The sequence below is a fragment of the Phaeodactylibacter sp. genome, from assembly GCF_022763345.1.
Taxonomy (GTDB): Bacteria; Bacteroidota; Bacteroidia; order Chitinophagales; family Saprospiraceae; genus Phaeodactylibacter.
In genome coordinates this window covers 40577-59403 of record NZ_JALEGS010000048.1, presented here as the reverse complement: position 1 = coordinate 59403, position 18827 = coordinate 40577, and the positions used below count along the sequence as shown (strand labels likewise).

Sequence of the window (18827 nt, the reverse complement as noted above, 5' to 3'; positions counted from 1 at the left end):
TTTACGTAGAGAACAGGCCAGCGCGGTACCCATTAGGCCCAATAAGCACTCCACCCCTGCTTTTCCTCCGAAAGCCCGAATGAAAAAATACAGCTTGGCAGGTCTTCTGGCTTGCTTCTGCTTTTGCGGCCTTCCCATCATCTCCCGACAGTGGCTTAGTGCGCAAAGGGCATTTTTTGTGAAGCTTACAGCAGCGGGGACTGCTCAGGATTTGCACCTGATTCCCTTTTAAACGAAGGCTATCCTCACAGACATAGCATTCGTACCAACGCTGGCGTAAAGGTAGGGAAAAAAGCACAGGTAGACGTTAAATTTTGGTCAGCGCTGTATAGCAGTTGCCTTTTACCGCCTGTTTTCCTTATTTTTGGTTAACACTAAACCCGATATGATGAAAAAGACGATTACTGCAATCCCCCTTTTCCTGTTCGCCCTTTTGAGCAGCAACGCACTCCTGGCTCAGTCCAACCTGTTTGTCGACACCTCTTACACCGCATCTGAAATGGTTACCGCTTTCTTCAGCGATGCTGATGTTGCGCCTTCCAATGTGACCTATACCGGCGCTCCGGAAGGGATGGCTTTTTTTGATGCCGGCGATACCTACATGGGCATCAATGCCGGGATATTCCTGTCCACCGGCCCGACAACCGTAGCGGCCAACCCGGCAAGCTTCAGTGCAACTTTTAATAACTTATTACAGCCCGGAGACGCTGATTTACAAGGGCTGCTGGAGCCTGGTATGATGACCCATGATGCTGCTGTACTGGAGTTTGATATCGTGCCCAATACAGATACCATCTGCTTCAACTACATCTTTGGCTCTGAGGAATACCCGGAATTTGTAGGTACGAACTTCAATGATGTATTCGCTTTCTTCATAAGTGGGGGTCCGGAATATGACTCATTGACCAATATTGCTACCATACCGGACAGTGACCCAATAGTCCCGGTAACCATCAATAACCTGAATGCGGACTCCAACAGCAGTTTCTATATTCCACAGTTCACTCTTGATACCCTGTCGTGGTCGCCACCAATATATGATACTACAGCCACAGACCTGGCCTACGATGCCTACACCACTTTACTGCCTGCCAAAGCATACGTCACACCGGGCGAAACCTACCACATCAAAATTGGTATTGCAGATGCTGGGGATGGGGTCTATGACTCCGGTGTTTTTATTGGGATTACCAGTTTGGGCGGCGACTCCCTGCTTACCCCTACAGCTAACGCGAACCTTAGCGTCATCGGCAATCAACTCATTGCAGAAAACATATCTTCTTTTGCCAAGGCCTTCGAATGGGACTTTGGTGATGGCACCACTTCCACGGAACGGCATCCGGAGCCCCACACGTACGCAGCGTATGGGACATATATAGTGGAACTTAAAGTACATACCTGGTGCTGCTCGGCCACTTTCGTGGAAACCGTGACGGTAGTCCCGCCGTTGCTCACCAATTTTGGCGTCACCCCCGAGGCAGGGAATTGCCCCGGCGATGCTTTTTCCTTTGAGGACCTCTCGGAAGGCGCCGTTGACACCTGGTCCTGGGCTTTCCCCGGTGGGCAGCCGGCGACTGCTGATGCCCCTAATCCGACCGTAACCTATAATGAGCCTGGCGTGTACCCCGTAACGCTCACCGTCACCGATACCTTCGGGCAGACAGCGACGATTGAAATGGAGGCCGCCGTTGAAATTCAGGCCCTACCTACCGCTGCCTTTGAAGTTACGGCCAATGAGCTGCAGGTGGCTTTCCAGAATAATGCAGCGCATGCCACGTCCTACCTATGGGATTTTGGGGATGGCCAGCAAAGCACGGAGCAGTCGCCCATGCATACTTACGCATCCGAAGGCAGCTACACCGTAACCCTTACAGCCATGAATGACTGTGGGGAGGCCATTGCGGTGTCAGAGGTGAGTGTAATGGTCGTCAGCACCCGGGATTTGCCTGTTACGGCTTTTGTGCTATTTCCTAACCCGGTTAAAGACCGCCTGACCATCCGCCCGGCAATGACCGGAGCTTATGACGTGTCTGTTTTCCGCGCCGACGGACAACTGCTGCTCCGCCGGCAGGGGCTGCAGGGGCAGTCCACCATTCCAATGGAGCAGTGGAGTGCGGGTGTTTATGTCATCGAACTGACCAATGAGCAGGGCGCTTTACAACGGCTGGTGAGTAAGCAGTAAAGGGTTTCTGCCGGAAATATATTTATCTGGCAATGTCTGCTTATACAATGCTCAGGGGCAGATACTAAGGCAAGAGGTATTTGATGAAAATGTCAATGATCTAACCTGGGGAGTAAACGGATTGCCTAAAGGCCTTTACCTCGCAGAGGTTCGTACCGAATCAGGACAAATAACTCGGACTAAAGTTTTAATCCAATAATTATGGGTTTATCAATAGGATACAAAGCAAAGAAAAAATTTATTTACCTTTTTTTTATTCTTTACTTTTTTGTCTAAACCTGGGATTCTCTCCTTTTTCAGCTCACGGGCAGGATAACTGGAATGAAGCAATAGATATACCTTATCTGGGCTCTAGAGCTACCAGTATTACAGTCTTCAATGACACTCTTTTGATGTATGGGCGAGGAAGGAAAATGGGTGAAGAACCTGTAGACGGAGTCTTCTTTGCTCAAGTTGATAGCTCCGGGCAGCTATTAAGGCACAGGTTTCTAACAGATAGTATGGGAGATGTACTTAGGAATTCAGAAACATGGGGAAAAGTAATTTTCGACTCTATTTCAAATTGTTATGTAGCAACAGGGGCCACCGTTTTTCGTCCGAGCTCCTTTCTTTTTAAACTCAACGATACACTTGGGCTTGAGCATGTACGTGAGTATGCCGATACCGTCAACCTTAGCAATTTCAACTATACTGTAGCCCCGGCTCATCCAGATGGGTATTATCTATATGGGCGAATTCAAGGCCCTGATACCGTGTCTTTTGGATTTGTCAGGCGTATCGATATGTACGGGGAAGAAATTTGGGAGCGCCGGTTTGAGCACAGCCTCTACAGCACGACTGTGATGGATGTTCAGCAACTGAATAGTGGCATGGCAGTAGCCCTGTCAGTAGAGCAGGAGTCCCCGCCTGGAGCACCAACTCAAAGTGGCCGTTCAAGAATTACACTACTTAGCCCTACAGGTGAAGTCTTAAAAGAATGGGTTTCTGATTTAGAGCCGGAGGAAGGGTATTTCCGGCAGGTCATCCCAGTAGATAGTAGCAGTTTCATCATTTACGGGCAACGGCAAGTACCTGGCCCTATCTCCAATTATACCTTATTGCAACCCACCCTCAGCAGATTTGACACGGCATTCCAACGAGCTTGGTCCTACAGCTTTGGCACCCCTCAGCGGGTTGATGCATTCAGCACTTTAATGGAATTTGAGAAAACGGCCGACGGCCATATTGTAGGCTGTGGCAGGAAGCTGATAAGCTCTTTTGTTGCGCATGGATGGATGTACAAATTCTCTTATGATGGGGAGGAAATTTGGGATAGAAATTTCCCCGTGCCTTTTACGGATTATTTCCCGGCTGGCGGCTTATTATTTGGATTAGGGCAACTCTCAAGTGGCAATCTGGTGGCCGGAGGCATAGCGACCGATGAAGATAATAAAAGATATGGCTGGTTTGTCAAAATGACCAACGAAGGCTGCCTGGATACGATGTTCTGCACGCCTGTACCAACACAAGTGCCTGATGCGGCGGCTTTGTTGGCCAAAGCGTACCCCAATCCGGCAACAGACCATTGGGTAGTAGAATGGGGGCATACTGATCCAGCTCATTTGCAACTTTTAGACCTGCAGGGCAGGGTCTTATTGGAAACCACAATCCGGCAAGGGCAGCAGGAAATCAGTGCTGTGGGTTTGCCACCGGGTGTCTATATACTCTCTTTTCGGGGGCAAAAGGTAACAGGCAGCATTAGAGTGGTAAAACAATGAGTAAGAATGCTTGTCCCGAGCTGTTGATTGTTGCAGAGTAGTCCCCACCTGCCTAATCTCACCCCCTCCGGTGACCATCCTCACCTTAGTTCAGGCTTTTGTCGCTTACTTTTCGGAGAATAAAAAAATTAGCGATGAAAAAATGGATACTCGCCGGTCTGCTGCTGGCCACTTTGAATGCATTAGGCACTGCCCAAACCGAGGAATGGGTGTGCAAAGATCAGGAAGCCATCACCGCCATGGAACGTGGCGCAGCCGAACGGCAGCTGAATTTCCGTTCCTCCGCATTGACCGATGACTACGATATCAAGTACCATCGGCTGGAGTGGAACATCAACCCCAACAACTACTACATTTCCGGGACTGTCACGACCTACTTCATGCCTAAGGAGGCCAACTTCATAGCGCTGCACTTCGATCTTGCCAATACCCTGCAGGTCAATAGTGTCGTTTTTCACGGGCAGGAAGTGGAAACCTACAGCCAAAGCAACAATATGCTGACCATCAACCTGCCCAATTCCCTGGCGATGGCGGAGCTGGACTCGGTAAGCGTTACCTACGAAGGCGCACCGCCGTCCAATGGCTTTGGCTCCTTTGCGCAGGCCACCCACAGCGGCAATCCGGTGCTCTGGACCCTTTCTGAGCCCTACGGTGCCCGGGATTGGTGGCCCTGCAAGCAGGATTTGAGCGACAAAATTGACAGTATTGATGTACTGGTGCGTACCCCGGTTGCCTACAAGGTGGCCAGCAATGGCTTGTTGAAAGAGATTATTGAAGATGGCAATGAGCACATCTACCACTGGAAGCACCGCTATCCCATCCCTGCCTACCTGATTGCCATTGCGGTGACCAACTACGCGGAGTACTCCGACTTCGTACCGGTGGAAAATGGGGAACCGATCGAGGTGCTCAACTACGTTTTTCCGGAAAACCTGGCAGATGCTCAACAGGCCACCACAGCTACGGTGGAAATCATGCAACTCTTCAACGAGCTCTTCGGGCTGTACCCCTTTGCCGAAGAAAAGTACGGCCATGCCCAATTTGGCTGGGGCGGTGGCATGGAGCACCAAACGATGAGCTTTATGGGCGGCTTTTCCCACCTATTGCAGGCGCATGAGTTGGCCCACCAATGGTTTGGCGATAAAGTGACCTGTGGCAGCTGGCAGGACATCTGGCTTAATGAAGGCTTTGCCACCTACCTGGAAGGACTGACGTATCAGTACGATCTGGGGCCCAACACCTGGGAAAACTGGCTATCCGGCAAGATCAATCACGTGACGAGCGCGCCCGATGGCTCCGTTTTTGTGTACGACACGAGCAGCGTAAGCCGTATTTTCAGCAGCCGCCTATCGTACTCCAAGGGTGCGATGCTCCTCCACATGCTGCGCTGGAAGCTGGGCGACGAGGCCTTCTTTCAGGGCGTTCGCAACTACGTGGATGCACCTGAATTAGCCTTTGGCTACGCCAAGTCTGATGACCTCAAGGGCTACCTGGAGGCAGAAAGCGGGCAGGACCTTACCGAATTCTTCGACGACTGGCTGTACGGGCAGGGGTACCCGTCCTATCAGATGCGATGGTTTCAGGAAGGGAGCACGCTATACGTCCGCCTGAATCAGCAAACCTCCCACGCTTCGGTCGGCTTTTTCGAAATGCCGGTCCCGGTACGCTTCCTGATCAGCGGCGGTATCGACACCTCCATCGTCTTCGACCATACTTTTGATGGGCAGCAGTTTGCCATCGAAATGCCCGGGAATGTAGGGATTGTCTACTTTGATCCCGAGCAGCGTATCGTGAGCCGCAACAACAGCGTGACGCAGGGGCAGTTTACCAATACCGAAGCCGCACTGCTGGAAGCAGTACAGGTATTCCCCAACCCGGTACAAGACGAGCTTAATCTAAGCCTCCCCGCCGGCACAACCCTTGAGCAAGCCCGCCTTTACCATGCCAACGGGCAGTTACTGGCGGAGTGGGCAGGTACCGTCCGGCAGCTGGAAATAGGGCAGTGGCCCAATGGTGCTTACACGGTGGAGTTGCAGACGAACTATGGTGTTGTCCGGAGGTTGGTGGTGAAGCAGTAGGGTGTGGCTGGGGGTTAGGCGCTAAGGTTTTCTCTGCGGTTGCAGGCGGTTTGGTGTTATGGCTTTTCCCCTCCTTCGCCTGAAGCTTCGGTGGGCAGAGCGTGTTTGGGTTTTCCCGACCCGGCGTCTAAGCTTGCTTCGCCGATCGAAGCTTTGCTCCTGCCGGGGAGCTTTCTCCCGGTTTTTACCAGGATCAGGCAGGCTGCAGAAAGAAAACGCGGACAGAGTGCCAAAGCAATACCTGATCAAGCCTCACCCGGTGTGCTTTTCGAAGGGGTAGTACGCCGGGCGAAAGGACCGACTTCGTTTTCAAACTACGTCGGACGGAGAGAGCGCCCGGCGAAGTGCCCATCATCGTTTGTAAACCATAGCGGATAATTAATGCCATGGTTAAAATCCTCACCGGGTGTACTAAGACAAGCCATCGCCGGGGCATTCACCCGGTGCGCTTTTCGAAGTAGTACGCCGGGCGAAAGGAGAGCGCCCGGCGAAGAGCGATCACTGGGCAGGAGCCCAACATTGTTTTCTCCACCCAATTCCGTATCTTACCAATTATTCACTAACCGCTAAAAAACGGGCCTCATGTATTATTCATTCACAGCTGGGGTTAAGCGCTTACCTATTTATCTGAATTATCAGTGCAGAATCTGCGAACCTATATGCAAACTTTAAACCTCTCTATTGAGAAGACTAAAAAGGGGAAACCGGCGGCAGAGCTACGCATTTTCCCCAATTCGGCTAAAGAAATACTCACGGTGGTGCTGCCGGATCACTTGACAACCGGGCAGCTGGAGCTCTACGATATGCAGGGGCGGCAAATCCTTCAAAGCACGCTGGTGGGGCAGCGTTCTGAAGTCCGCCTGCCAGGGGTACAAGGGGTGTATATCGTTATGGTCTATTCCCCCGACAACAAAGTTTTGGTCCGCCAATTGTTAGTCATTCAGTAAACCTTTGTTATTGAATAGAAGCCTGACTTTGAAAACAAAGCGGGCTTGTACCGTCTTTTGGAATACTTCAAAAGGAGTTTAAATCAAGTATAAAAAAGGTTATGAAAAATCAATTTAAATTATTTCTGGTAATCATATCTAGTGTGTTTTCAATTGCTCCTTTGCTCTCGCAGCCATTTAATATAGCTCAGGATTTAGAATTTATTGACAATAGATTTTATGATATTTCTTTAGTAGAGGAAAATATAATTTGCCTTGGGCTTGCCAAAGATCGAATCGGCAATTCTGCGTTTAAAAAGCAAGGAGCTTTAGTAGCAAAGTATAGCTTGAGTGGGATCTTACTCAACGGTATGTTGTTTACGGATACTGTAAATGTAGATACGCTTGATCCGGAGTTCAGCAATTTCGGGATCACTTGGTGGTATGGACAAATACTGCCTACTTCAGACGAGGGCTATCTGTTTACAGTAGTATCCTCCCGGAGTAATAAAGTAGCGGTCAAGCTGGATAGCGAGTTGCAGGAAGAATTCCGCTATGAGTACGAAGACAGTACCAATCAGAGTAATTTTTATTGCCTGGCTCCGGTGGAGGTAGAGGATGGATATCTGCTGTACGGTACGGCTGTTACCCTTGATGAATATGGAGAGCCCTACATAAGGCGTATTAATTCTACTGGAGAAACAGTGTGGCTGAAATACTATGGGCAGGAAAATGTAGCGGAATTCCTGGAAGACGGTGCTATGCAGGGGGACTCCGTTCTTGTCTTGGGTATTGGGCGAGATATTGAAGGTGTTACTGGGGGCGTAAATGTCATTACCAAAGTACGGGTATCAGATGGAGAAGTATTAGAAAGCTGGGAATCTCCCATCAATCCGGAAATGGGCTGGTTACGCGAGCTGACTGTCCTTGAGAACGGAGACATCATTACCTATGGTGACCAGTACCAAGGAGAAGATGAAAATGGCAACCGTATTTTACAACCAACTATTGCCCGGTTAGACAGTAATTATCAAACCACCTGGGTGAGGACTATTTTTAAGCCCTTCCGGCAGATCATCGGCAATGAATTCCGGGAACTCAAAGTGGTTTCTGATGGCAATATTGTTGGCTCAGGGGACCATTACACTAAGATACAGGGAGAGGACGTCACTGCCGGCTGGCTATTCAAGTTTACCCCCGAGGGAGATACTTTATGGTCCCGTTCGTACTTGCCCCTGTTTGAAGATTTCAACTTTTATACCTCGGGTAGCTTCGGGCGCTTTGCGGAATTACCCAATGGTGATTTAGTCACAGGCGGTTATGCAACAGGCGATGGTGATCGCAGTTGCTGGCTCGTCCGCACCAACTCAGAAGGCTGCATCGGGCAGGATTCCTGTGAGTACCTGGTGCATGCCGGGCAGCTTTTGCCGCCTCCGGCGCAGTCTGAGCTCTCCATCTTCCCCAACCCTGCCTCCCGCCACCTCACCGTCACCTGGCCGGGCGGAGCGCCCACGGGCACCGGGCAATTCACGCTCTACAATATGCAGGGGCAGGCGGTATGGGCAGTAACAAAACCATCTGCACCAGAAGTACCACTACTGTTGCCGGAGTTGCTGCCAGGCGTGTATGCCCTGCGCGTGGAAGTGGAGGGGCAGGCTTGGGTGGAACGGGTGGTGGTTAAGTAACCGACTTTGCGTCAAGCTTGCTTCGTCGGTCGGAGAAGGGTAAAGGTTAAAGTGTTCAAGGTTAAAGTATAATCGACAAGGAACAAAGCTCACCGGGTGAACTAAGACAAGCCATCGCCGGGGCATTCACCCGGTGTGCTTTATGTCAAAGTCAGTACCTAAGCCGAATGCCCACGGCTATCCCCACACCACCCCCTCATAAACAGCTGACAATGGGATTTCAATGTTTAGGGCCTCAATAGCGAGGGTTTTGTCCAATCCGGTAGTCCGGGTAATTTTCCAAAGGTCGCCGATGCGGTTATAGGTTTCGATGCTTGGTGAATACTGGTCGATGAGAATGTAAGCCTTCAAGGTGGGGATTTGGCGGTAGAAGAAGAATTTATCCCCCCGGTCATAGCGCTCTGTGGATGCAGACAGGACTTCCACAATAATGGTTGGGTTAATAATGGCATCTTGATGTTGCGGTGCACGCTGCAGTGGTCCGCAAATGACCATGGCATCCGGATATAAATATTTATTGAAACTGGCAATGTGAAGTTTGACCTCGCCATTGATGGCTCTGCAGGACTTTTGATGACCGCGGAGTCCCAATTTGAGTTCGCCAAAAATATTGCCGCTAATCAATCCGTGTTCAATGGTGCCGCCTGCCATAGCGACTACAGTCCCATCGTGGTACTCATACTTTATCCCGGATTCCTGCTCTAAAGACAAATAAGCTTCTAACGAAAAGTCTTTAAGGGGCTCTGCTTCCATGGCGTAGCTTTAAGTGTTCAGTAAAAATACATAAATCCATAGCCAAAGCCGCGTTTTTCGAAAGCCTTTCGTTTTAGTTGGGCAATCAAACGCTTTGCCATGAAAATCACTCATTGGGCCGGCTTGCTGCTGGCCGTAACGTTTTTAGCTGGCTGTTACACGGAGCCGGTAGAGATTCCGGAAGAAACGGTCGGGCTGGCGCCTGTCTATTCTGATGGCGACTGGAAGATCATTGAGAGCCAACCCCCTCAGCCCATCATTGAGCTCAACAAAATTTACTACAAAGACAGCCTCATCTTCGTAGGGGAAGCTCAGAAAGGCATCCATATCATCGATAACCACAACCCGGCAGAACCGGAGCGCATTGCTTTCATCAGCATTCAGGGCAACTCTGATATTTCCATCAAGGGTAATCTGTTGTATGCCAACAACCTTGCCGATTTGGTGGTCCTCAATATCAGTGACATCAACAACGTGGAGCTGGTGAGCCGGGTGGAAGGGGCTTTCCCGCAGAGCGGCGCAACCCTGCCCCAAGGCTATTTTGGTTTCTTTGAATGCCCGGACCCTGCCCTCGGTACCATCGTGGGCTGGACCGAAAAGACCCTCCAATCGCCGGAATGCTGGCGCTAACCTCTAAACTGAATGCTATCATGACTAAGATATCCACTTTTATCCTTCCCTTACTTGCCTTCTTTGTCCTGAGCTGCGCAGAGGATAGCGCCGATATTAGTGCGGCTGCTTCCAGCGGTACAGGCGTGGGCGGTTCACTGGCCCGTTTTACCATTATTGGCGATTACCTGTACACAGTAGACAATACGACTTTGGCTACTTTTGATATCAGTGCCCCGGAAGCGCCCGAAAAGATAGACGAGACGGTCGTTACCCAGGGCGTTGAGACCATCTTCCCGCTCAAGGACCACTTGCTGCTGGGAACCCAAAATGGGATGTATATCTATCGGGTAAGCGACAATGGACTGCCGGCTTATGTGTCTGAATACCAGCACGTAGTCAGTTGCGACCCGGTAGTAGCCAACCAAAATTACGCTTACGTAACCCTGCGTGTATCCGAATGCCGGGAGGCAGCTGCTGGCGCAGCCAATACGCTGGATGTGATTGACATCAGCAATATCGAAAGCCCCAATCTGGTCAACTCCCTTTCCCTGGATGGCCCCTACGGACTAGGGCTGGACGGGAATGTCCTTTTTGTATGTGAAGGGGCGAACGGACTCCGTGTTTTCAACCTTGATGACCCGGAATCACCCCAGGAAATCCGCTACCTGAATGATATTAATGCCATCGATGTCATCCCTCTTGGAGGGACTTTGCTGGTCGTCGGGCCAGATGCCCTCCTTCAATTAGACTACACCGACATCAATAACATTCAGGTGATTTCTGAAATAACAATAGGCGCTTAGATGAAGCATTTTGCAGCGATTGTACTGTTGCTCCTTGGTATTACTGGTATTCTAAGGGCCCAGCCCGTAGCTTCGTCTCCTAAGTTGACCGTCAAACTCGGCGCACTTAGCCTGGCCGATCCCGTTTTGCCTTCCTTTAATTTGGCCGGAGAGTTTCAGATCAGTGGTCCCTGGTACGGGCAGATGGAGGCGGGCCTGATCCTTAATCTTGACGATCAGGTGAATGGACTGAGGACTGGCGACAAAAGTGGCTTTCGGCTACGGCCAGCCGTCCGCTTCTATTACCAGGAAAAGCGTAACCGGTATTTTTTGGAATTTTTGCTGGTATATCGTCAGGTATCAATGGACATAGATGGCGAGTTTTTTATTGCTCCACCAAACGAGCTCTCCTATAATCGATTGGTCAATTACTCTGTGGATAGCCGAAAATTATCAGCCTTCCTTAACGTGGGGCTGTTTGACTATAGCTTTAACGAGCGCCTGTTATTTGAGTTGGGCATGGGGCTGGGCCTATCCGGGCAAGACAATTCCTTCAGCAATATACCTGAATATGCTTCTCTAAGGCGAACGAGCATCTTTAGTGGTGCTTATGACCCGGATTATGCACTCACCGTAGCTGATATCAGAGCCACAGGCATGCTGTACTTAAATATTGGGTACGTCCTTTTCTGACAGCTTCACTGGCGCTCTTCCTTCCAGGCCGTCTGTTTTGCCTGGACCGTTTTCCCGTATCGGGTTTTGAAGTCGTCTTCCGCCAGCTTCAGGGCTTCGGATGTTGCTTCCAAGGCAGACTGATAAGCTTCCTGTTTACCATTGATGAGAGCCAGTAGCCAGTAGCCTTGTGCTGTAGGCTTATGATCAATTGATTTTTGGGCGTAAGTCTGAGCTGGATTTACAGCCCCTGACCAAAAAAGAAAATCCGCAGCCTGAAGATAAACTTCCCATTCCCCTTCATCCGGCGTGGCAGCCAGGGCTTCTTCTATTTCTGCGATGGCACGGTCCATAGTTTCCACCTTGATCGGCAGGTAGAGCCGGAGCTTTTCCCAGCTAAGTAGCATGTAGCCGTTTTCAATATTCTGCCGGACGATCTCGTACTGCAGCATTTCCTGATGGCGGGTACGTGCAAACTTAGGCCGGATGTCCACCCTAAGCGCATCTTGTTCACGTTGGTAGTCATTGGTGCCACGCAATGACGTATTCCCGTTGAAAATGACAGTCCAGGTGGTGTCTTTTCTGGGAAGGACCAGCAAAGCATACTTGCCAGCTTTTAGTGGTTGTCCATTAATCTTTACATCTGTACTGAACGCCACCGTGGTTGCCGCATTGGCGCCGGCTCGCCAGAGAGTGTCATAAGGCACAAGTTGGCCCCATATTTCACGGTCGAGCACAGAAGGGGCACTGTAGTCTACAGAAATTTGGGTATACCCAATGGTGAGCGCAGCACTGGCAGCCGGGCTTTTAAGGGGCAGGTCTACCGTCTGGGCAAAGGCCAGCGTTTGCTGTAGCAGAAGGAGCAGGAAGAAAAAAGTAATTCGCATGTTGGTTGGTTTTGTGTGGCACAGACCGTTGATAATGCAATGTCTGTAATGGAAAACGAAGTCGGGAAAGGGTTTGTTTTACCAGCTATAGATTGAAAATATTATAAAAAAATCTATTAGTTTTGGGCTGATTTAAGCAGTGAGGCCTGCTGTACTATTCCAAAAACTGACTCCCAATGGCACGTATCTTTTTCGGGCTGTTCCTTATTTGCTGTTTCTTTACGACTGCTGCTCAGGTGGTGAGCCCAGGTGATGCGGTGGATTATTATAAAGCAGGGGAAGAAGCATTGCTGGCCGGGAAGGAGGAACAGGCCCTTCGGTTGTTTAGGAAAGCAGTAAAAGCAAAGCCCGATTTTAATGCTGCCAGACGCGGCCTGGCGCTCTGTCTGGAAGTGCAGCGGGATTATGAAGGTGCTGCACAGGAGTACAAACAGATTCTTGACCAGGATTCCCTTTTTTCGCGGGCGATGTACTTCCAAGCCGGAGAAGCGTTTTACAAGGCTGGGAAACCAGAGGAAGCGCTGGGATACTTTTCTAAGTATGAAGCCCTCCAGGCATGGGGTGTTGATACCTTTAGCCTGAATACGGAGCGGGAGCTTGAAATGGAGGAGGAGTACCTTAGGCGGCTGCCCGGTAATATTCGTGCCTGCGAGGTCTCACTGGATTCCATCAAATTTATCAACATCACTACCGTAGAGCCGCTTGGAGGGCAAGTCAATACCAAAGCGGACGATTATTTCCCTTTTCTGACCAATGACCAGAAGCTGCTGTATTTCACCCGCAAGACGGATAAGGGGGACGAAGACCTCTATGAAAGCGATTTCGCGGATGGGCAATGGTCAAGAGGGCGTCCTGTCCGTGACCTGAACACCAGAAAAGACGAGGGCATGAGCACCTTTGTCCGGGACGGGCGAGTCTTGTTTTACACCGTATGCGGCAGGGAAGGCGTGCTCGGTGGCTGTGATATCTGGCAAGTGGAAATGGACCAAAACCGGGAGGTCACCGCCATGGCGCCTCTGGAAGGCTTTGCCAATTCCGGAGGATGGGAATCCCAGGCAGCGATCAGCTGCGATGGACAGACCCTCTATTTTGCCAGTAACCGCCCCGGTGGGGTGGGAGGGACAGACCTCTATGTTTGTGAGCGGCAGGCAGACGGATCCTGGGGAGAGGCCGTCAACCTGGGAGCAGGCATCAATTCAAAACTGGACGAAGAAGCCCCCTTCATCACGAACGACGGGCAGACCCTTTACTTTTCCTCCAACGGCCACCCGGGCATGGGCGACCAAGATATCTTCATGAGCTGGAAGGACAACGATGGTGAGTGGTCTGTGCCTATTAATCTTGGCCCACCGGTGAATTCTGCCTTCCGGGAGCTGGGTTTTTTCCTGACTGCAGATGGGCAGACGGGCTATTTCGCCTCGGACCGGCCGGAGGAAAGCGCCGGTGGGCTTGATATCTTCCGCTTTCGACTGGATACGCAGCTTTATAGCCATCCAATAACCTTTGTGGAAGGGCTGGTGATCGATAGTTCTTTGGAAATGACGGTGAGCGCTACGGTTTCCATTGAAGGGCGTCAGGATATTCAGGTTGGACGGGACGGGCGGTTTTTCCTTTGTGTACCCGCTGGCGACACGCTATTCACGGCGGTCAGCAAAAAGTTTTTTCACCCCTATGAAAATGCCTTTATCATACCGCGATGGAACAACCGTCAGTTCTACACCATTGAGCTGTTGCTCCATTCCACATTTGATATACCTGATGCTGCTCCGGCCATTGAGCAGGACACTCTTCAGGCCATAGCTCCGCCGCTGCCGCGTAAGAAATTTGTTGAGTACACCCATACCGTTTTCTTCCCCTTTGATGAAGACAAGATGGAAATAGAAGAACGTGAAAAACTATTAGCTTTTCTGAAACCGCTGCAGAAAAAAGAGGCTCAGGATATTCGAATCGTCGGGTTCTCCGATGACATCGGTACAGACGACTACAACCTCCGGCTCTCCGAAGAACGCGCCAAGCAGATTGCATTGGTCATCATGGACAACGGGCTGGAGGTAGACCATATCTACATGGAGGGCAAAGGGGAGGTCAAAGACGAGACCACAAAAGCCCTCAATCGACGTGTGGAAGTGAAAATCAGAGTGCTGGAATAGCCGTATACTGCCTGACAGCCTCAGGCAGACAATTTAGGAATTTAGCACGCAAGCTGCCCTGCCAAATATCCCTACCTAAACAGTGAACAAAAGTCATAGGGCTCTGTTCCGCCTTTGGAACCTTGCCCTGAATATTAAGTTAATCCTACACCCGGAATTCAAACGCTGATTATGGCCGTAAAATTAAATGAGGACAAACTGGTGCGCCGCCTTCAGGCGAAGGATAAATCAGCCGTTGAAGAAATCTACGATTCCTATGCGCCATCCCTGTATGGCATTGCGATGCATATCGTAAAATCAGAAGCCATTGCTCAGGATGTGGTGCAGGAAACGTTCATTAAAGTCTGGAAAAACGCTGCAGCTTATGACACGAAGAAGGGAACACTTTTTACCTGGCTGCTCAACATCACCCGAAACGGAGCGATTGACAAGACACGTTCAGCAGCATTCCGGCGAAGGCGGCAGGCCGTATCCGTAGATGAGCATTTGAAGAATAACCATCAACTGAGCACAGCCCAAAACACAGATCAAATTGGTTTGAGAACCTTTGTCGATCAGTTGGAAGATAAATACCGGGAAATTATCGAACTGGCTTACTTCCAGGGTTACACTCAGCAGGAAATTGCTGAGCATCTTCAGCTGCCAATTGGTACAGTGAAATCGCGAGTCCGGATAGGGCTCCGTGAGTTAAGGAAAATCTTTTCAGAGCCAGGCTTAACCCACCTGTTAATCGCAGCTTTTTGCCTGTCGGTATGGTGGTTTGTCGTTTAAGAATATGCCATGAATAAAGATAAATTTTTACAGACTGGATTACTAGAGCAATATGTACTGGGCCTAACGGATGAAGAGGAAACTGCTGTGGTTAAACAGTATGCAGATACCTTTCCGGAAGTTCAGTCCGAAATTGATCAGATGCGGGAAGCACTGGATCAGTACGCAAAGCAGTACGCCGTTATGCCTCCGGAGGAACTGAAGTCCAGAGTCATGCATGGGGTCGAACAGGCAGATCAGCAGTCTGATGGAGATGCTGGCGCACCAGGTCCTGCCCGGTCGGGCTCTAACTGGATGGGGGTCGTATTGCTTGCGCTTCTGATAGGTGCTTCACTATTTTTGTATAGAGGCAAAGCTGCTGCAGAACGTGATTTGGCTTCACTGAAAAGCCAGTATTTGACCTTTCAGGCAGAATGCGAGCGTCAGAAAGCCGCGCTCCAGCAGGAGCAGCAAGTGTTTGCCACCCTTACGCACGAAGCTACTGTTCCTGTGCGCCTCCATGCTACGGGCCTGCAGGCACCAAGTGCCGAAGCGGTTGCCTATCTCAATGAGCTCGAAAAAGTAGCTTATATCAACGCCGGTCTACTACCTGAATTGCCTGCTGGAAAAACCTATCAGTTGTGGGCGGATGTTGAAGGTGAAATGATCAACATGGGAGTCCTCCAGCAAAGAAACAAAGGATTGCAAGCTGTATCCTACATAGACCATGCTGAGAGTTTGAATATTACCATAGAACCAGAAGGCGGTAGCGCGAAACCTACCGTTGAACAGCTCGTCGCAAACGGCGAAGTATAGCTTTGAAGGGTAATTAATCACCTTGCCATTGGACAGTGTCGGTTGAAGTCAAAAAATGTGGCTGAAAATTAGGTAGATTATCAAAAATTCTCCATTTTAGTAGCGCCCTCAGAACATATCCACCCTAATAGTCCAAAATTTATTGTTTAATTTTTAAATCCAATCGGCCTATGTTAATCCTATACATTGCCTCAGGTGCATTTGTTGTAGGTGGAGGGTTAGTGTTCTTTTCAAATCTTATGGCTCAAAAAACACGCAGCCGTTACTATTAATTGATCTGATCACCCCCCCTTACCTGTTAAAAACGGAGGATTGCCAAAGCTCCTCCTTGCATTAGTAAGCTATGGCACACACCCCAATCAAAACCAAACACATTACTATACTTGCTGCATACATCATTCACTGCTTTAGTGATTGGAAGCAGCGGTGAAGCCCTTCGGCTTCTGGTACTTTCCCATGAACTTATTGCTGACGGAGCCCCGGTTCCTGTCTAACCGATATGGTGCAATATCGCATTACCGGTGTTAATCATGCTAAACAGGTTTGTTTGGAAGGTTACACTGTAGCGGTTAACACCTATATCATAGTTATTGTCCCTCCTGCCTGTTTACAGGTGAGAGGGGCAATAGCTTTTGTTGCATAAGCTAAGCTGTCAAAACAAAACGAAAAACTAACCAACTACAGCTGATGCTAAAAACAGCGAAGGCACTGCCTAACCCTCGGGTAAGACAGTGCCTTCTGCTTTTGGAGGAAACCCCGCATAGAGGGCACCTGTCCTATTTAGGCATTAAAGCTTCAGCACATCAAGGAATGCCTTTTGGGGTACCTCGACTTTTCCGAACTGACGCATACGGCGCTTACCAGCCTTCTGCTTTTCCAGGAGTTTCCGCTTCCGCGTAATATCACCACCGTAACACTTGGCAGTTACATCTTTACGCAGGGCGGAGATGGTTTCCCGTGCAATAACCTTGGCGCCCACTGCCGCCTGTATGGCAATAACAAACTGTTGGCGTGGCAGTAGTTCCTTGAGTTTTTTGCATATCTGCCGGCCAAAAGCTTCTGCTTTAGACCGGTGAACCAGCGCGGAGAGTGCATCCACAGGCTCACCGTTTAGGCGGATATCCAGCTTAACCAGGTCCGTTTCCCGGTACTCTATAGGCTGGTAGTCGAAGCTGGCGTAGCCCCGGGAGACAGATTTGAGACGATCATAGAAGTCAAACACAATCTCCGCCAACGGCAGGTCAAAGGATAGCTCCACCCGCTCAGGCGTGAGGTAATGCTGCTTGGTCAGCGTGCCCCGTTTCTCCATGCAGAGGGTCATGATCGTTCCGATAAACTCTGGCTTGGTGATGATCTGAGCCGTGATGTAGGGCTCTTCTACCATTTCAATAGTATGCTGTTCAGGCAACTCCGAAGGCGTTCGTACCGTGTATTCCTCTCCGGACTTGTCCATCAGGTTATAGGAAACGTTGGGAACGGTCGTAATGACATCCATATCAAACTCCCGGTAGAGGCGCTCCTGCACAATTTCCAGGTGCAGCATGCCCAGGAATCCGCAGCGGAATCCGAAGCCCAGTGCAGCGGAAGTCTCTGGCTCAAATACCAGGGAGGCATCATTCAGCTGCAATTTTTCCAGGCTGTCCCGCAAGTCCTCGAAGTCATCGTTGTCAAGGGGGAAAATCCCGGCAAAAACCATGGGCTTGACATCTTCAAAACCCTGAATCGCCTTTTCACAGGGGCGTTCCACCGTAGTGATGGTATCACCGACTTTGATTTCCTTGGATTCCTTAATGCCGGTAATGATGTAGCCTACGTTGCCAGCCTCCAGTTTGTTTTTAGGGTGCTGTGTCATTTTGAGCACACCGATCTCGTCGGCTTCGTACTCCTTGCCCGTGTTCACAAACCGGACAAGGTCGCCTTTGCGCATTGTGCCATTAAGTATCCGGAAGTAAGCGATGACACCGCGGTAAGCATTGAAAACGGAATCAAAGATCAGTGCTTGCAGTGGCGCTTCGGGGTCACCTTGTGGCGCGGGGATGCGCTCCACAATGGCTTCCATAATGTCAGGAACACCACGCCCGGTCTTGCCACTGGCCAGGAGAATGTCCTCCTTTTCACAACCAATGAGGTCAATAATCTGATCAGAGACTTCATCGATCATAGCACTTTCCATGTCTACCTTATTGAGGATGGGGATGATCTCAAGGTCATGCTCAATCGCTAAGTAGAGATTGGAAATAGTCTGTGCCTGAATACCCTGAGAGGCATCTACCAGCAGGAGTGCGCCCTCGCAGGCGGCAATAGAACGGGATACCTCGTAGCTGAAGTCCACGTGGCCCGGTGTATCGATAAGGTTGAACGTATATTGTTTCCCATCGCTTGGACGGTCGTAATACATCTGTATGGCGTGACTCTTAATGGTAATGCCACGCTCCCGCTCCAGGTCCATGTTGTCCAGGGCCTGGTCTTTCATCTCCCGGTCGGCAATCGTCTTGGTATACTCCAAAAGCCGGTCGGAGAGGGTACTCTTCCCATGGTCAATATGGGCGATTACACAAAAGTTTCTGGTCTGCTTCATAGCTTGCAAATATACGCTATTTTAGATGTTGGTATGCACTATTTCTGCGACAGGGCTGATTATTACATCTATTTTACGTCGGCATACCCGTTTAGATGCCCTGCACCTCCTTATATAATGGAATGCGCTGCAAATAGTTGGCTTGCCCTGATTTGATATGCGCCAAATTTTTATATTTGGAAAAAGCTGATGCGCTGCT

Annotated in this window: 16 protein-coding genes and 1 riboswitch; of the genes, 12 read left to right on the top strand and 4 right to left on the bottom strand. The window is 50.0% G+C overall.

Annotated elements, in window-relative coordinates; translation table 11 throughout:
* Positions 1 to 78 precede the first annotated feature (78 nt).
* Positions 79 to 285, bottom strand: a riboswitch (cobalamin riboswitch).
* Between the two features lie 103 nt (positions 286 to 388).
* The 4 genes from MRY86_RS12500 to MRY86_RS12490 all read left to right on the top strand — a co-directional run bounded on the left by MRY86_RS12500 (position 389) and on the right by MRY86_RS12490 (position 6017).
* Complete coding sequence (locus MRY86_RS12500) at positions 389 to 2182, top strand: choice-of-anchor L domain-containing protein (RefSeq protein WP_293566446.1); 1794 nt, start codon at positions 389 to 391, stop codon at positions 2180 to 2182.
* Between the two features lie 7 nt (positions 2183 to 2189).
* Positions 2190 to 2381, top strand: coding sequence for a T9SS type A sorting domain-containing protein (locus tag MRY86_RS27175; RefSeq protein ID WP_363325403.1), 192 nt, complete (start codon positions 2190 to 2192; stop codon positions 2379 to 2381).
* 301 nt (positions 2382 to 2682) lie between these two features.
* Positions 2683 to 3939 (top strand): T9SS type A sorting domain-containing protein, encoded by a 1257-nt coding sequence (locus tag MRY86_RS12495; protein WP_293571534.1) that lies wholly within the window; start codon positions 2683 to 2685, stop codon positions 3937 to 3939.
* A 134-nt stretch (positions 3940 to 4073) separates the two neighbouring features.
* Complete coding sequence (locus tag MRY86_RS12490; RefSeq protein WP_293566444.1) at positions 4074 to 6017, top strand: M1 family aminopeptidase; 1944 nt, start codon at positions 4074 to 4076, stop codon at positions 6015 to 6017.
* A 193-nt stretch (positions 6018 to 6210) separates the two neighbouring features.
* Here the strand turns inward: MRY86_RS12490 and MRY86_RS12485 are convergent, their stop codons facing one another.
* The gene (locus MRY86_RS12485; protein ID WP_293566443.1) at positions 6211 to 6405 is read right to left on the bottom strand and encodes a hypothetical protein; all 195 of its coding nucleotides are present in this window, start codon (positions 6403 to 6405) and stop codon (positions 6211 to 6213) included.
* A gap of 271 nt (positions 6406 to 6676) precedes the next feature.
* Between MRY86_RS12485 and MRY86_RS12480 the strand changes: the two genes are divergently transcribed.
* Both MRY86_RS12480 and MRY86_RS12475 read left to right on the top strand, forming a co-directional pair.
* On the top strand, positions 6677 to 6964 hold the full coding sequence (locus tag MRY86_RS12480; RefSeq protein ID WP_293566442.1) for a T9SS type A sorting domain-containing protein: 288 nt from the start codon (positions 6677 to 6679) through the stop codon (positions 6962 to 6964).
* 326 nt (positions 6965 to 7290) lie between these two features.
* On the top strand, positions 7291 to 8628 hold the full coding sequence (locus MRY86_RS12475; protein ID WP_293566441.1) for a T9SS type A sorting domain-containing protein: 1338 nt from the start codon (positions 7291 to 7293) through the stop codon (positions 8626 to 8628).
* Positions 8629 to 8805: 177 nt separating this feature from the next.
* Here MRY86_RS12475 and MRY86_RS12470 read toward each other — a convergent pair whose 3' ends face one another.
* Positions 8806 to 9381 carry a Uma2 family endonuclease gene (locus tag MRY86_RS12470; RefSeq protein WP_293567565.1) on the bottom strand — a complete coding sequence of 192 codons (576 nt, stop codon included), beginning with the start codon at positions 9379 to 9381 and terminating at the stop codon, positions 8806 to 8808.
* 99 nt (positions 9382 to 9480) lie between these two features.
* Between MRY86_RS12470 and MRY86_RS12465 the strand changes: the two genes are divergently transcribed.
* The 3 genes from MRY86_RS12465 to MRY86_RS12455 are packed head-to-tail and all read left to right on the top strand — an operon-like array spanning position 9481 to position 11468.
* Positions 9481 to 10011 carry a hypothetical protein gene (locus tag MRY86_RS12465; protein ID WP_293567567.1) on the top strand — a complete coding sequence of 177 codons (531 nt, stop codon included), beginning with the start codon at positions 9481 to 9483 and terminating at the stop codon, positions 10009 to 10011.
* 20 nt (positions 10012 to 10031) lie between these two features.
* Positions 10032 to 10796: a hypothetical protein gene (locus tag MRY86_RS12460; protein WP_293567569.1), complete on the top strand. Its 765-nt coding sequence runs from the start codon at positions 10032 to 10034 to the stop codon at positions 10794 to 10796.
* Positions 10797 to 11468: a hypothetical protein gene (locus MRY86_RS12455; protein WP_293567571.1), complete on the top strand. Its 672-nt coding sequence runs from the start codon at positions 10797 to 10799 to the stop codon at positions 11466 to 11468.
* Positions 11469 to 11473: 5 nt separating this feature from the next.
* Here the strand turns inward: MRY86_RS12455 and MRY86_RS12450 are convergent, their stop codons facing one another.
* Positions 11474 to 12334: a DUF2911 domain-containing protein gene (locus MRY86_RS12450; protein WP_293567572.1), complete on the bottom strand. Its 861-nt coding sequence runs from the start codon at positions 12332 to 12334 to the stop codon at positions 11474 to 11476.
* 176 nt (positions 12335 to 12510) lie between these two features.
* Between MRY86_RS12450 and MRY86_RS12445 the strand changes: the two genes are divergently transcribed.
* From MRY86_RS12445 to MRY86_RS12435, 3 genes are all read left to right on the top strand, one after another.
* Positions 12511 to 14484, top strand: coding sequence for an OmpA family protein (locus tag MRY86_RS12445; protein ID WP_293567574.1), 1974 nt, complete (start codon positions 12511 to 12513; stop codon positions 14482 to 14484).
* A gap of 171 nt (positions 14485 to 14655) precedes the next feature.
* Positions 14656 to 15255, top strand: a complete 600-nt coding sequence (locus MRY86_RS12440) for a sigma-70 family RNA polymerase sigma factor (RefSeq protein ID WP_293567576.1) — start codon at positions 14656 to 14658, stop codon at positions 15253 to 15255.
* Between the two features lie 9 nt (positions 15256 to 15264).
* Complete coding sequence (locus MRY86_RS12435; protein WP_293567578.1) at positions 15265 to 16050, top strand: anti-sigma factor; 786 nt, start codon at positions 15265 to 15267, stop codon at positions 16048 to 16050.
* A gap of 787 nt (positions 16051 to 16837) precedes the next feature.
* On the opposite strand, the gene lepA is transcribed toward MRY86_RS12435, so the two are convergent.
* Positions 16838 to 18628: a translation elongation factor 4 gene (gene lepA, locus MRY86_RS12430; protein ID WP_293567580.1), complete on the bottom strand. Its 1791-nt coding sequence runs from the start codon at positions 18626 to 18628 to the stop codon at positions 16838 to 16840.
* Positions 18629 to 18827 lie beyond the last annotated feature (199 nt).

What these genes read in the sequence shown, in the direction of transcription:
- MRY86_RS12500 (WP_293566446.1), top strand. Translation starts at nt 389, where the DNA reads ATGAAAAAGACGATTACTGCAATCCCCCTTTTCCTGTTCGCCCTTTTG.
- MRY86_RS12495 (WP_293571534.1), top strand. Translation starts at nt 2,683, where the DNA reads ATGGGAGATGTACTTAGGAATTCAGAAACATGGGGAAAAGTAATTTTC.
- MRY86_RS12490 (WP_293566444.1), top strand. Translation starts at nt 4,074, where the DNA reads ATGAAAAAATGGATACTCGCCGGTCTGCTGCTGGCCACTTTGAATGCA.
- MRY86_RS12485 (WP_293566443.1), bottom strand. Translation starts at nt 6,405, where the DNA reads ATGGCATTAATTATCCGCTATGGTTTACAAACGATGATGGGCACTTCG.
- MRY86_RS12480 (WP_293566442.1), top strand. Translation starts at nt 6,677, where the DNA reads ATGCAAACTTTAAACCTCTCTATTGAGAAGACTAAAAAGGGGAAACCG.
- MRY86_RS12470 (WP_293567565.1), bottom strand. Translation starts at nt 9,381, where the DNA reads ATGGAAGCAGAGCCCCTTAAAGACTTTTCGTTAGAAGCTTATTTGTCT.
- MRY86_RS12465 (WP_293567567.1), top strand. Translation starts at nt 9,481, where the DNA reads ATGAAAATCACTCATTGGGCCGGCTTGCTGCTGGCCGTAACGTTTTTA.
- MRY86_RS12460 (WP_293567569.1), top strand. Translation starts at nt 10,032, where the DNA reads ATGACTAAGATATCCACTTTTATCCTTCCCTTACTTGCCTTCTTTGTC.
- MRY86_RS12455 (WP_293567571.1), top strand. Translation starts at nt 10,797, where the DNA reads ATGAAGCATTTTGCAGCGATTGTACTGTTGCTCCTTGGTATTACTGGT.
- MRY86_RS12450 (WP_293567572.1), bottom strand. Translation starts at nt 12,334, where the DNA reads ATGCGAATTACTTTTTTCTTCCTGCTCCTTCTGCTACAGCAAACGCTG.
- MRY86_RS12445 (WP_293567574.1), top strand. Translation starts at nt 12,511, where the DNA reads ATGGCACGTATCTTTTTCGGGCTGTTCCTTATTTGCTGTTTCTTTACG.
- MRY86_RS12440 (WP_293567576.1), top strand. Translation starts at nt 14,656, where the DNA reads ATGGCCGTAAAATTAAATGAGGACAAACTGGTGCGCCGCCTTCAGGCG.
- MRY86_RS12435 (WP_293567578.1), top strand. Translation starts at nt 15,265, where the DNA reads ATGAATAAAGATAAATTTTTACAGACTGGATTACTAGAGCAATATGTA.
- lepA (WP_293567580.1), bottom strand. Translation starts at nt 18,628, where the DNA reads ATGAAGCAGACCAGAAACTTTTGTGTAATCGCCCATATTGACCATGGG.